This window comes from Nocardia sp. NPDC004151, from assembly GCF_042874235.1.
GTDB lineage: Bacteria > Actinomycetota > Actinomycetes > Mycobacteriales > Mycobacteriaceae > Nocardia.
This window is the reverse complement of record NZ_JBIAMR010000005.1, coordinates 425,315-438,005: the sequence shown is the minus strand read 5'-3', so window position 1 is coordinate 438,005 and position 12,691 is coordinate 425,315. Positions and strand designations below refer to the sequence as shown.

The following is a 12,691-nucleotide window of genomic DNA, read 5'->3' as shown; positions in this document are numbered from 1 at the left end:
CCACCACCAGAACCCGACCGCACCAACCCTCCTGTCCCCGAATGTGATTCAAAGCGCGGGCTATCAGCCTGGCAAGTGATTCTGCAACAGGCTCCTTAGTGCACGTTTAGGCCCATCATCATCTCGAGCTTGTAGGTTGCGGTTGAGGTCGGTTCGTTGTGGCCGTAAGAGTTTTCGTGCCTGCTCTAGTCTCCACGGGTGCCAAAGATCAGATTCAGCAACACATCCGACAAGTTGCTTCGGGTGTGGACGGAGCCGATCCCCGAGGACTACTGGATGCGCCCCGGGGATGTGTTCACTATTGCCTACGATGACGACGACTACGCCGAGTCTGTGATCGGCGACGCACACTTCGACGTGTCGTGGAACGATGAGGGCGTCACGGTGTGGCTGGGCACGTGCGCTTTTCCTGATGTCTACGACCAGTCAGGCAACAGACTCGAGTGTGGTCACCAGCGTCCGAAGTCGACATGAACCGCGCTCGGTGGGGCAGCCGATAACACATGTGTCATGAACGTCCGCCGCTGCTGTCACCCGTGCTGACCGAGTCAGTCAGCGCTTGGCGGATGCCAATTGAGACTGACCATGCTGTCGGAACATCCGCTACTGCCGATTACGTTGCGTCCGCCAGTGATCGATTCTTCGGTGTGGGTCGTGGGCCCGGCGCCGACCGCGCGGCCGGCCTGGATATCTCCGACTCGCCGCGCTGGTACCGCAACGACAGTTGGACGAGTCGGTGCTGGCAGATCTGTTGCGTGGTGTTGGATCGTGTTGTGGCCGAGTTGGATTCGTTGATGGGCAGGATCGGAGTCCGATTCGCGCGGTCCGAACCGCGGGCTCGACCGGGAACTGTATCTGCCCGAATCCTGGACCACTGACTGTCACCGCTGCCGGGACGCGGGTATCCCCGACGACGTCGAGTTCGCCCCCAAACCCCGGCAGATGATCACCGTGCTCGAACGGGTGCTCGCCGCCGGGGTGCCCTTCGCGTGGTTCACCGCAGCCGAAGCCTACGGCCAGGCCGGTTAACCTGCGCGAATGACTCGAAACCCGTGACGTGTTCTACATGACGGCCACTCGCTGCGACCAGCAGATCACCACCCGCGCCGACACCCTGGTCGCGGAGTTCGCGGCCTCGGCCTGGTAGCGGCTGTCGGTCGGTGCCGGCGCGCACGGACCCCGCGAGTTCGACTGGGCGCGGCGCCAGATCGAGGGCACCTGGACCTGGGGACGCGGGCACTGGCTGCTGGCCCGGCGCAGCATCAGCAATTCGAGCGAGATCGCCTACTACCTGTTGTATGGGCCGCACAACGCCCGGCTGGCCGATCTGGCCTTCACCGCCGGATCATGCCGGCACATCGAGGGAGCATTCCAGCAGGCCAAAGGCGAGGCCGGACTCGACCACATCCGCCGCCTGCTCATCTCCGTCGTCCTGACCCGCCCCCGCCGGCCAGACCACCTCTGGGCCCGGTCCAGATGGTGTCGCCGCAGCCAATATCGAGCCTTCCTATCCCACTACCGACGCCGTGGACACCCACTCACCTGAATGTCGTTGCGGTACTAGCTGGTGGATCTACGTCGAAAGGCCGAGACTGGTTACTGCCTGTCCGCGCCATTGCGACCACTCGGGTCGCCCCACCTCGGATCCGCCAGATCGGGCGACGTGCGTGAGTCTCCGCCTATCGACACGAAGGAGGCTGGAAATGGATCACTCAGACTTGGACCCGACCTTCTATCGGAGCGCAGCGGAGGCGGCTGCCGCGCCGCCGGAGCGGCTCGCCTACGTTGTCGCGTTCGACCGGGCGGCGCAGCAGCCGGATGCGCTGTCGGTGGTCGATGTGGATCCGGGCTCGGCCACCTACGGCAGGGTGGTGGGCTGGACCGAGGTGCCCCACCTGGGCAACGAGCTGCACCATTTCGGCTGGAACGTCTGCAGCAGCGCGCTGAAGCACGAGGGCCACCACATCGACGGGCTGGCTCGGCGCTACCTGATCGTGCCGGGTCTGCGCTCGTCGCACCTGTACGTGTTCGACACCCAGCCCGACCCACGTCGGCCCACCCTTTCCAAGATCGTGGACAGCTCCGAGCTCGCGGCCAAGGCCGGCTACTCCCGCCCGCACACGCTGCACTGCGGGCCGGACGGTGTTTTCATGACCTGCCTGGGTGGGGCAGACGGATCGGACGGGCCGGGCGGGATCGCGCTGCTCGATCACGGCACGTTCGATGTGTTGCGGCAATGGGAGACCGACCGCGGGCCGCAATACCTCGCGTACGACGCCTGGTGGCATCTCAACCAGAACACCCTGATCAGCAGCGAATGGGGCACTCCGTCCATGATCGAGGACGGGTTGCAGCCGGAGTTGCTGCTGGCCAACAAGTACGGCCACGCGATCCACTTCTGGGACCTCACCGCCGGTCGGCACCAGCAGCGGGTCGATCTCGGGGAACAGAACCAGATGGCACTCGAGCTGCGCCCTTCGCACGATCCGGACGCCACCTGGGGATTCGTCGGCGTGGTGATCTCGACCGAGGATTTGTCGGCCTCCGTGTGGCGTTGGCACCACGACGGTGGTGTGTGGGCGGTCGACAAGGTGATCACCATACCGGCCGAGCCGGCTGATCCCGACCTGCTGCCACCGGCACTGAAACCGTTCGGCGCGGTGCCGCCGCTGGTCACCGACATCGACCTGTCGGTTGATGACGCATACCTCTACGTCTCGTGCTGGGGCACCGGGGAGCTCAAGCAGTTCGATGTGCGCGATCCGGCCAGCCCGAAACAGACCGCGTCCGTCCGGCTCGGCGGGATCGTGAGCCGCGCCGCCCACCCGGCCGCACCGAACCAGCCGCTCGCGGGTGGCCCCCAGATGGTCGAGATCAGCCGTAACGGTCAGCGGGTCTACCTCACCAACTCGCTCTACGGCGCATGGGACGATCAGTTCTACCCGGATGGGGTCGGCGCCTGGATGGCCGTGCTGCACACCGATCCCGACGGCGGAATGACCATCGACGAGTCGTTCTTCCCACACGACGAGGACTTTCGAGGTCTGCGGGTGCACCAGGTGCGCCTCCAGGGCGGTGACGCCTCCTCCGATTCCTACTGCTACCGCTAGCTGGACCGCCCCGACGACGACTGGACCCGATGTGGGCACGGCTCACTCGCCGCATTGTGCTGCAGATCGCGAATTGCCGCCGCTCGAACCGGCCGACCTGGCAGCCGGAAAGTGAACGGCCAGTGATCATCTCGGCCTCCTACCCGCATCCGCAGACTCGTCGACGGCCATGGAGCAGATCAGCGGTAGATCACCGCCCTCCCCGTATCGCTCTGGTTGAAAACGGTGACCACCAACTGATCGGTGATGGCTACCGGGTTGCCTGCTTGGTGCTCAACGCTTGATTCGCGGCTGCCACGGCGAGGATTTCCGGAACATCCTCGGCCAGCAGGAAGCCTGCCGCGACCGTCTTGTTGGTTGCCGCTCGGAACGCTGCGAGGTAGTCGGCCGGCGGGGGACCCGGGAGCGGTCGCGTGCAGCCGAACATGATCGCCGGGCCGCCGCCCTCCTGCCCGAGCCCGGACAGCACCACCAGCGGTACGTCCAGCCATGGCGTGCGGATGCCACCCAGCGCATTGCCGTGGACGTCCAGCACCAGTTCCCCGGCGGATACCGTGAGCCGATCGGCCTGCGCCGGAGCGGGTCCGCCGTCGGCCCATTGGGACAGCGCCGCGATGGCTGTCTGCACGACGTAGTGATGTTGCGGACCGGAATTGATCGGCTCGGGGAAATCGACGCCCAGCGGATTGCGGCGCGGAGCCATCCGCTCGACCAGTTCCTTCGCGGTCAGAGAACCCGAGTCGGTGAACGATGCGCCGACGGTGTATGAGTCCGCGTGCGCGGCACCGGCCAGTTCCCAGAGCCGGAACCGGTCGGAGTCGGGCTGGCGGGAGGCAATCGAGCGCATGAGACCGACCACCTCGAACTCGGTTTGGAGCACCAGCACCGGCGCGGTCGAATCCGCACGCACCCGCGTACCGCCGTCCAGCGACTCGGGGTCCACCGAACCGGTCAGCGTGGCAGGGCGGCCCGGCCGTCCGTCGATGAGGTACGCATCGTACGGCGAGCCATGCGGCGCAATGGCATTCACAAATGTGACGAGCGCGGCCGCGGATTGCGACTGCCCGGCCGCGAGCAGCTGCCGGGTCCCCGGCTGCAGTCTTCGAATCACCTCTCCCGCCTGCCGGTAGATGTCGTAGCAGTAGGCATCGCCAGGATGCGAAAGATCGGCATACCGAACCGGATCCGCCTGCTTCAGCGGCGGCAGCAGGACCGAATTCCAGGTGTCGTCCTCCTCGGCCGCCGCGGCCATGACGCTGCCGCCGTGAATCGGCGCGTACTGTGCGGAAACGCCGATCCAGGCCATCCGGGCCCGGATGAGATGCCGGTGTGCCAGCAGCCAGATCGGCGGCGTGTCCGCTCCAGAGGACGCGTTGAGCCACTCCACGACAGCCGTTCCGCAGTAGCCCTCAACCGGCCGGTACACCACCAGTCTGGTCGTGAACGGTGCAAGGCCGTCCGGCTCGGTCACCCACTCCCCGTCGTCACCAGCCGAGCCACTCAGGCGGTAGGACCCGGCTGTGCCGGACAAGAAGTACTCCTCGGCGATGTAACCGACATCGGCCAGTGGGAAGAACGTTGAGATCAGGTTGATCGGACCTGCCGCCGGACCGGAAAGCTCCACCGCGAAACCCTAACAAGTGCTTGGTTTTTGGACAATCGCCAGACTCGCGCCGACCCAGCATCGGGCGGGTCACTCCGGCTCGGCCGGCCAGCCCGCCAGCATGTAGCCCACATCGGCACGTGAGCAATCCATACGACCGCATCGATCCCGCCCATCGAAACGCGCTGCAGTGCCCGTGGCGGCGGTGGCGATCCAGGACCGCGCGGTCGAGATCGCCCGCTGGCGGCCGGGCGCTGAAACCTACCTCGCCACAACGCCTTCGGCGGCCATGACCTCTGTGGCGGCACGTTCCCCCGACCGCACCGCACCGTCGATCCAGCCGCACATGATCGCCGAGCTCTCACTCCCGGCCCAGTGGATCCGCCCGCAGGGGGTGCGTAGCGCGTGACCGAACTCGGTGAGCACACCCGGTGGCGCATGACTGATCATTCCGCCGCCGGAGTAGCGCTCGACCGTCCAGTTCTGCTCGTGGTAGCTGACCGGGGACGAGGCCTTCGCCCCGAACCTGTCGACCAGTTCGTTGATCACCACAGCTTTGCGCTCCGCCGGATCGAGTAGCCCGAGCTTGCGAGCCGCGGGACCCTCGGTGATCACGCACATGATGCCGGGGGTGCCGGTGTCCGTGCAGGCGTCGATGGTCAGAGTGGCCGGGCTGCCGGGCGCGGCCGACTGTCCACACAGGCCGTCAGTGCGCCAGAACGCGGTGTCGTAGACGACCGAGATCTTGTAGACGGCACCACTGGGCATGCGCCGGTGCAGGAAGGTGCGGTCGACGGGAAGCATTGGCTCGTAGGCGATTTGCGTGGCGACGGCCAACGGCACGGCGACGATCGCGTGCCGAGCACGGACGGTGAGCCGCTCGGAGTGGACGCTGACGCCGTCCTCGTCCTGCGCGATGAGGTCCACCGGTCTCGAAAGATGCAGCGCGTCACCGAGTTCGGCGGCCATCGGCCCATAGATCGCACCCATACCGCCGTGCACCCTGGCGTCCTGGGCGCCGTCCTTGTTGGAGATGACGAACACCGGCCCGCCGCCCGAGCCCATCTGGTACAGCGCCCACAACAACGACACCTCCGAGGCGGCCGAGGTGTAGATGCCGGCGAACGCCATGTCGAGCATCTCGCGCGCCTGATGGGAGTGAATGTTTCGACTCAGCCACTCCCCCAATGAGATTCGGTCCCATTCGCTGGCCTTCTCGGCCTCCCACGGAGCGTCGAACGGGATCGACTTGCACATCTGCCCGACCTCGAACAGGCCGGCTCCGAGGTTGGCGATCGCCCACGGGCTCATCGCCCAGGGAATGGTGCCGGAGTAACGGTGCTTCTTGCCGTCGACGATCATCATCGCGTCGCCGTCGACATACTCCTTGTATTCGGTCACGCCGAATTCAGCCATCAGGGCCTTGATACGGTCCTGCCCGGGGCCCACCCACGCGCCGCCGCGATCGATCCAGGTCCCGTCGGGCAGGAACTCGGTGAAGGTGCGACCTCCGACCCGGTCACGCGCCTCCAGCAGAGCGACCGAGCGGCCGGCCTGCTTCAGCCGCAGCGCGGCGGTCAATCCCGCGAAACCCGCACCCACCACACAAAAATCGACATCGGCTGCCATGAGTCGCCCCTTCGTCCGGAAGTTCCGCACTAGCGCCACGTGTCCCCGCCACCACGTGAGGTGACTGGGCCAGCTCGTCGACCGCAGGGTCTGGCATAGCCAAAAGTACGCCGCGCGCCAGTCTCAGTATCGGGATTCGCAGGAAATCTACGCAGGTGAGGACGTGCCCCGGTGGATGGGCAGGTCAGTTGGTCTCGAGGATGGTGATGTCCTCGGGTACGCGGTCGTATCGCAGTCCGCGCCAGGATGGATGACGCAGGCCGGTTCGCGGTGGGCGATGTCGCCGACCAGCGGCGGTGAGGCCCAGTGCGCGGTGACCGCGATCGATGACGGCGCCGTGCCGGTGGACGGCGCCAGCGGGGCGAAACCCATACCGACCACGCCCGCGGGTCGTTCGTCGACCGCTCCGGGGGCGTCGCCGCGGCCGCGCGGGCCCGGCTCGAACGCCCCCGTGACGGCGGCTGGTCGAGCGAGCGACGCAGCCGAGCCACGAACATATGCTCTCCCGCATGTCGACCTTTTCCATGCCCGACCTCTTGTCGTACGCCGACGTGGACGCCCGCCTGGGCGGCGTGCTGTCCGCCGAGTTCGAGGGAGCCGCAGACGAGCCCGACGATCCCACGGTGCTGTTCTTCGACGGTGACCTCACCCTCGACGGGGATTTCCTGTCCGCCGTCGCCGAGCTGCGCGGTGTGGACGCCGATGGCGACGGCGATGTCGAGTTGATCGTGGTGACCGGTGACCTGACGGTCAACGGCCCGATCGCGCTCTACGAGGACTCGCCCGGGCTCTACGTCGGCGGCCACACCCGGGCCGAGACGCTGGAAGGCGGCGACGCCGAGATCTGCATCCACGACGGCACCTTCACCCACATGGTGTACGGCTATTACAACCACGGCTCCCTGGCGGCCGCGGTGGTCGACACCCCCTGGGTGATCGACTTCGACCACCACATGGCACTGGCGGCCCCGGGCGCGCGCTGGGTGGACAACCTCGGCGTCTGTGACCGGGACGTCGACTTCGTCGCCGGGAACGGCCTCGGCGAGGCGTTCGTGCCCGAGGTCGTCGACGACGAGGGTCGCCTGGACGTCGACGCGTTCCTGAACCGGCTGCGTGCCGGGCTGCCGGTCCTGCGGCCCGGGGCCCGGTCGGCGCGCGGGTCGGCGGCCGCGGCGCTGGACGACCAGCTGTCCCGGGCCTTGGCCGGCCGGGCCGACCATCTCGACCTGGCGGGGCGCAAGCTGAAGGCGTTCCCCGCCGAGGTGCTCCGGATGCCGTGGCTGCGCACCCTGATCCTGGACCGCAATCCGATCCGCGAGCTGCCCGAGGAGATCGGGACCCTCACCGGACTGGAGCACCTGTCGGTGCGCGACTGCAAGTTGACCGCCCTGCCCGGATCGATCGGCGACCTGGCCGGGTTGCGGGTGCTGCGGGTCGCCGGCAACTCGTCCCTGGACGAGAACGAGGTCGAGTTCACCCTGCCCGCCGCCATCGGGCGGCTGTCCGCGCTGGAGGAACTCGACATCTCCTCGCTGTCCGTCCGCACCGACGCGGAGTACGAGCCGGGACGGATGCCACCCGAGTCGACGCGGTTCGTCCTGCCGGACACCTTCGGCGGCCTGGTCGGGCTGCGGAAGCTGGTCGCCGACGGCACCAACGTCGTGTTCCCCGACTCTGCGCGCGGCCTGACCGGCGTCGAGGAGGTGTCGATGTCCGGCAGCCCCGCCCGGTACCTGCTGACCTTCCCCGAGGTGGTCACCACCTTCCCGAACCTGCGCCGTCTCGATCTGAGCTGCAACAACTTCGACACCGTCCCCGACAGCCTGCTCCGCTTGACCCGGCTGGTGGAACTCGACCTCGGCGGCAGCCTCGGCCTGCTGCGCGACCCGTTGCCGAACCTCGGCCGCCTGCCCGCACTGCGGGTCCTCGGCTTCAGCGGGCAGAGCAGCCGCGGCCCGGAACCCGGGCACGCCTTCCTCCGGGAGTTGTTCGCGATGGAGCTGACCGATCTGGAGGAACTCCGGATCGACAGGTGGCGCCGGGACGGCAAGCGCCGCCGGCTCGAGCCCGAGCACTTCGCCGGGATCGGGACGTTCCGCCGGCTGCGGACCGTCCGCCTGGCCTTCAACGGCCTCGAAGACCTGCCGCCCGACTTCGACACGCTCCCCGACCTCGAGACCGCCGACCTCTACGGCAACCGGTTCCCCCGAGAGGTCCGCGACCGGATCACCGCCGCGCACCCGAGCGCCCGGATCGACTTCGGGTCGTAGGGGTCCACCGGGCCCGAGCCGGCTGCCGGCCACCTCAGGGGTGTTCAGAAATCGATGGCGGGATCTCCAAACCACAAGCGACGCATACGGCTTGCCCCGCCTGCGCCTGCCTCTCGGTAGCCCGACCCTCAGGTTTCAACCACGTGGGCGAGGTGGGGTTCCGGTAGTCATCGGCACTGTGCCCGTGGGCTCTGCGAGCCGGTGCCGGCCACCGGCCACGGGCACCACCGCGGCCGGGCGCACGACGGTGGGTGTGTCCAGCAGAGCGTGCAGACGGGCGATGAAGACGTCGAGGCTGCCGTAGCGCGCGAGGATCTGTGCGAGCAGTTCGTGCGCGGTCGATCCCATCAGATCGGTCATGTCCACCCCATGAAGGTTCACCGACCGGTCGGGCCGGTTCTGATCGGCATTCTGCACGACAATCTCGATCACTTAGCTATTTCCGAGATTTCGGTGACCACCCGTGCCTGGACACTCTCGATTCGTGCCATCAGCGCGGTATTCGGGCCGCTCCAGCCCAGGATCTCGATACGGTGCGGTGCGGGTGAGCCGATCGTTGAGCGCGGCGGGAATCAGGGTGCGGTTATCGCGCCGCATTCACATTTCGGATCATCCGACCGGGGTCAACCGTGGACGACTCCGGAATCGATGCCCCGCTTCACCGACTCCGAGCGGCGCATCGTGCTCGGCAGCCGGGTGGATCGGCCCGCAGACTCTTCCTGTCCACCCGGCCCGAGCAGCAATTTTTACCGTCACGGCGGAAATCGTCGTTCGAAGAGGAAGTGCTCGCGTGCAGATGTTCATCAGCGGCCGGGTCACCCGCCGCGGTAGTGAGGCCCACGTCGTCATCGGCGCACCGCGCCCGGTCGCCGGGTCCGCCCGCGGTGACAAGGTCTGCCACGTCGAAATCCGGCGGGCGGGCACCCTCGTGCGACTGCACCCCCAGCCGGGGTCCACGCGGGCGGCACTCGACAACGCGCTGCGTGAGGTCACCCAGCATCTGGGCATCGACCTGCCGGCGTTTCTCGCACACGTCGCGATCGGACCCGCGGTATACGAACCCCAGAATCGGTAGCCGAGATACGAATTCGGCGTCGATCCCGTGCGGTGGCCTGGTCGCCGGCGAGGACGATGACGGTGAGTTCGGGCCCGGGGTCCTGCACACCATGGGAAAAGAACTGACGCGCCAGTGGCTCTCGGAGCACGGGGATCGCCGGAATCTGCTGGCCTGCCTCGAACCGGATTGGGACACGATGTCTGATGAACGAGGGTCTCGCCCCAGCGTCGCTGTAGTGCACGTAGGGCGAGACCCTCGTATCGGCTCAGCGGTCAGGGTTCCGTTGTGTGCTGCGCCGACACTTCAGCGCATACCAATGGGTCGGTCTTCTCAACCGGTCGGTGCGCGATCGTGGCCGACAGATGATGAGGTCGTTACCGGCCCTCCGGAACCCCGAGATACCGACGAATGACCCTGGTGCGTCTGCTGATTCGGGACTGAACGAACAGGCCGCGCGGATCGCACGGTTGTGTTCGCACGGTTGCGTTGCAGTGATGTCGACACCCGACTGGGGCTGTTCGGAAACCGATCGTCGTATGGATCTAGCGGGCGTCGGTGCATCTAGGAGATCTGTATGTGCCTTGAGGCCACGCACTACATTGCCGCGAGCCGCGCGGTTCGGCGCTTCAGAACAACTGATCGCCCGACGGCTCCGGCACGGGCGTAGTCAGCATGCGGCCGCGCTCCTCGTCGTCGATGACATCCTGAATCGCGTCGATCTGGTCCTGAACGACCTCGGCGCGCGCCACCAACTCGACCCGGTCGGGCTCGGTGAGGCTCTCGTGACCGAGCTTCTCGAAAACGCATGAGAGCACTGACCGTAGGTCCTCCAGCTTGCTGTCTGACTCCACAGGACCTCACCCTACGTCCGAATCCAAACGACGACCGTCCGAGCCCATAGCGTCGTGTTTCCGGTGGCATAAACGCACCGGTGTGCATGGGCCAGAGGTGGAGGCGTATGTCGGCGAGCTCGCTCGTGGACATACGCTCGGCGGGCAGAATGGCGGCCCTTTTCGCGTCCTCACCGATGTCGGTCATGGTCCCCTCCGGTTGCCCGGCGCGTCTGGTCGCCACTCGGTCTGCGCCTCGGCCGAGGGACTGCGCGGCGCTTCCCGGGTTCAGCCCGCCTCGAGGGATTTGCGGATCTCGGCCTGGATCTCGAGTTGCGCCCGCGCCGCGGTCAGCCCCGCGGTGACCTCCGCGGCGGTGCGCTGGGTTGCGGCCGAAACATATTGCGCCACCGCGGCTTCGATGGATTCGACGGCCTGGGTGGCGGTCGCCCGCTGCTCGGTCAGGGCGGCGGCGGGCAGGGCCGCCATGGCGACCAACCGGTCGTCCCAGGCGAGGGCGGCCTGCTCGAGTTCGGCGCGCAACACGATCGTGGTGGCGTCGTCGAGGGTGTCGGCGGTGTGCAGGGCCCGGATGGCGTCGCGCAGACGCCGGTGCAGCCGCGGCTCCGGGTCGTGCGAGCCCGCCCACGAGGCCGGGGCGCGGGTCGGGGTGCCCGGCACCACCTGGTTGGCGGTGGCGGTCGAGGCGCGCTGACTGCGCGACACCAGGACGATGCCGGCGGCCACGGCGGCGATCAGGATCAGCGCGACGGCTACGAAGATCAACACGGTCGGTTCCGCTCTGCTCGGTGGGTCATCGATGGGTGGTGGGGCGCGTCGGCACGACGGTGGAGTGGCTCGGCCCGCTCGGATGATGGCTCGGCGTGTGATGCCCGCGCGCGACCGCGAACGCCACCACCACCGCGACGATCACCGCGAGCACCGCCAGGATCGCGGCGATGATCTTCGCCTTGCTCCACGGCCGGTCACCGGACACCTGCCCGGTCAGGCCGTTGATGTACACCTGATAGGTCTTGTCCATGTAGACGACCGTCAGCAGCCAGATCGGCAGCAGCACATGCTTGTACGCCAGCCAGTTCCAGTTGGTGTTCAGCTCGTGGATGCGCTGGTGGTCGCCGCCGATGTCGGCGCGCACGCTCGACTCGATGGCCGACTCGATCCGCTGCTGCGCCTCCGGGAACGACTCCTCGGCGTCCTTGTCGTAGGTGCGGCACAGGTGCCCGGCCACGAACTCCGGCGAGTAGGCGCGCGCCTGCTCCACCGGCCACGGTTCCAGCGACCGGATCCGGTCCCGGTTCAGGTTCTCGTTGGCCAGCACCGGCAGATCGGCGAACTCGTTGCCGACCTCACCGGCCACCGGATGCCACCGGGTGTGGGTCTCGTAGATCGGATCGCCGTCCTCGTCGGTCCCGACCCGCACCTGATAGTCGTCGCCGCGTTCACCCTGATACCAGCTCGCAGTGTCCGCGTCATAGGTGAAGTACGCGGTGTACAGACTCGAGAAGGCACCGATCCGCCGGTACTTCCGGAAGTTCGACGGCGCGAACCACCGCTTCGACACCCACTTCTCGACCAGCTCCCGAGCCTGCTTCTCCCCCACCAGGAACGGCACCACCCCGTCCACCGGCAGCCGAGCGGGCGCGTTGTGCACGTCATCACGCTGAATCGGCGTAGCGCAGTACGGGCACCGAGTGGCGGTGAGGCTGCCATTGAATCCCGTGGTCCCACCACAGTTCTGGCACTTCACCTCCCACTCCCCCGTCACTTGCGGCCCCGCCGCCTGCCCCTGCAACTCCCGCAGCGCCGCCATCGCGGGCCCCAGCTCCCGAGCCTGCACCGGCACGTTCGGCGCGATCACCGGCGACCGGTTCCCGCAACTCGGGCACAGCAGATCCTGCCCCACCGGATCGAACACCAATTGCGCCCCGCACGCCGCACACGGATACGTCCGAGTCAACTCCGTGCCGTGCAACATGGCCCGATCCGGCGCCACCGGCTGAGCCTGCGGCCCAGCACCTCCCGCCCCATGCTCGGGCTCGCCCGCCCCGGGAACGAACACCGGAGCCACAACCATCGGCTGCGGCATCGCACCCATCGGGGCCTGTATCGGCGCATTCGGCGCGAATCCACCCGGAAGCGGCGGTGGCACAGCCATTCCCACGCCCGCACCG

General features: G+C 67.5%; 11 protein-coding genes. 5 read left to right on the top strand and 6 right to left on the bottom strand.

What is annotated here, in order from left to right; all coding sequences use genetic code 11:
* Window positions 1-198 precede the first annotated feature (198 nt).
* The 3 genes from ACFYTS_RS15445 to ACFYTS_RS15435 all read left to right on the top strand — a co-directional run bounded on the left by ACFYTS_RS15445 (window position 199) and on the right by ACFYTS_RS15435 (window position 3,110).
* Window positions 199-474: a hypothetical protein gene (locus ACFYTS_RS15445; RefSeq protein ID WP_387304614.1), complete on the top strand. Its 276-nt coding sequence runs from the start codon at window positions 199-201 to the stop codon at window positions 472-474.
* Window positions 475-849: 375 nt separating this feature from the next.
* Window positions 850-1,029 carry a transposase gene (locus ACFYTS_RS15440; RefSeq protein ID WP_387304652.1) on the top strand — a complete coding sequence of 60 codons (180 nt, stop codon included), beginning with the start codon at window positions 850-852 and terminating at the stop codon, window positions 1,027-1,029.
* A 674-nt stretch (window positions 1,030-1,703) separates the two neighbouring features.
* On the top strand, window positions 1,704-3,110 hold the full coding sequence (locus tag ACFYTS_RS15435) for a selenium-binding protein SBP56-related protein (RefSeq protein ID WP_387304611.1): 1,407 nt from the start codon (window positions 1,704-1,706) through the stop codon (window positions 3,108-3,110).
* Between the two features lie 250 nt (window positions 3,111-3,360).
* Here the strand turns inward: ACFYTS_RS15435 and ACFYTS_RS15430 are convergent, their stop codons facing one another.
* Together ACFYTS_RS15430 and ACFYTS_RS15425 are read right to left on the bottom strand one after the other, a co-directional pair.
* On the bottom strand, window positions 3,361-4,734 hold the full coding sequence (locus ACFYTS_RS15430; RefSeq protein WP_387304608.1) for an alpha/beta hydrolase domain-containing protein: 1,374 nt from the start codon (window positions 4,732-4,734) through the stop codon (window positions 3,361-3,363).
* A gap of 240 nt (window positions 4,735-4,974) precedes the next feature.
* Entirely contained in the window at window positions 4,975-6,342 is a 1,368-nt protein-coding gene (locus ACFYTS_RS15425) for a flavin monoamine oxidase family protein (protein ID WP_387304605.1), read from the bottom strand.
* A gap of 509 nt (window positions 6,343-6,851) precedes the next feature.
* Between ACFYTS_RS15425 and ACFYTS_RS15420 the strand changes: the two genes are divergently transcribed.
* The gene (locus ACFYTS_RS15420; RefSeq protein ID WP_387304603.1) at window positions 6,852-8,612 is read left to right on the top strand and encodes a leucine-rich repeat domain-containing protein; all 1,761 of its coding nucleotides are present in this window, start codon (window positions 6,852-6,854) and stop codon (window positions 8,610-8,612) included.
* A 135-nt stretch (window positions 8,613-8,747) separates the two neighbouring features.
* On the opposite strand, the gene ACFYTS_RS15415 is transcribed toward ACFYTS_RS15420, so the two are convergent.
* Window positions 8,748-9,044, bottom strand: a complete 297-nt coding sequence (locus ACFYTS_RS15415; RefSeq protein ID WP_357277179.1) for a hypothetical protein — start codon at window positions 9,042-9,044, stop codon at window positions 8,748-8,750.
* Window positions 9,045-9,402: 358 nt separating this feature from the next.
* Between ACFYTS_RS15415 and ACFYTS_RS15410 the strand changes: the two genes are divergently transcribed.
* On the top strand, window positions 9,403-9,687 hold the full coding sequence (locus tag ACFYTS_RS15410) for a hypothetical protein (protein WP_387304600.1): 285 nt from the start codon (window positions 9,403-9,405) through the stop codon (window positions 9,685-9,687).
* Between the two features lie 608 nt (window positions 9,688-10,295).
* Here ACFYTS_RS15410 and ACFYTS_RS15405 read toward each other — a convergent pair.
* The 3 genes from ACFYTS_RS15405 to ACFYTS_RS15395 all read right to left on the bottom strand — a co-directional run bounded on the left by ACFYTS_RS15405 (window position 10,296) and on the right by ACFYTS_RS15395 (window position 12,495).
* On the bottom strand, window positions 10,296-10,520 hold the full coding sequence (locus tag ACFYTS_RS15405) for a hypothetical protein (RefSeq protein ID WP_387304597.1): 225 nt from the start codon (window positions 10,518-10,520) through the stop codon (window positions 10,296-10,298).
* 267 nt (window positions 10,521-10,787) lie between these two features.
* A complete protein-coding gene (locus ACFYTS_RS15400; protein WP_387304594.1) occupies window positions 10,788-11,288 on the bottom strand; it encodes a hypothetical protein in 501 nt (166 codons plus the stop codon).
* A 25-nt stretch (window positions 11,289-11,313) separates the two neighbouring features.
* Entirely contained in the window at window positions 11,314-12,495 is a 1,182-nt protein-coding gene (locus ACFYTS_RS15395) for a hypothetical protein (protein WP_387304591.1), read from the bottom strand.
* Window positions 12,496-12,691: the final 196 nt, after the last annotated feature.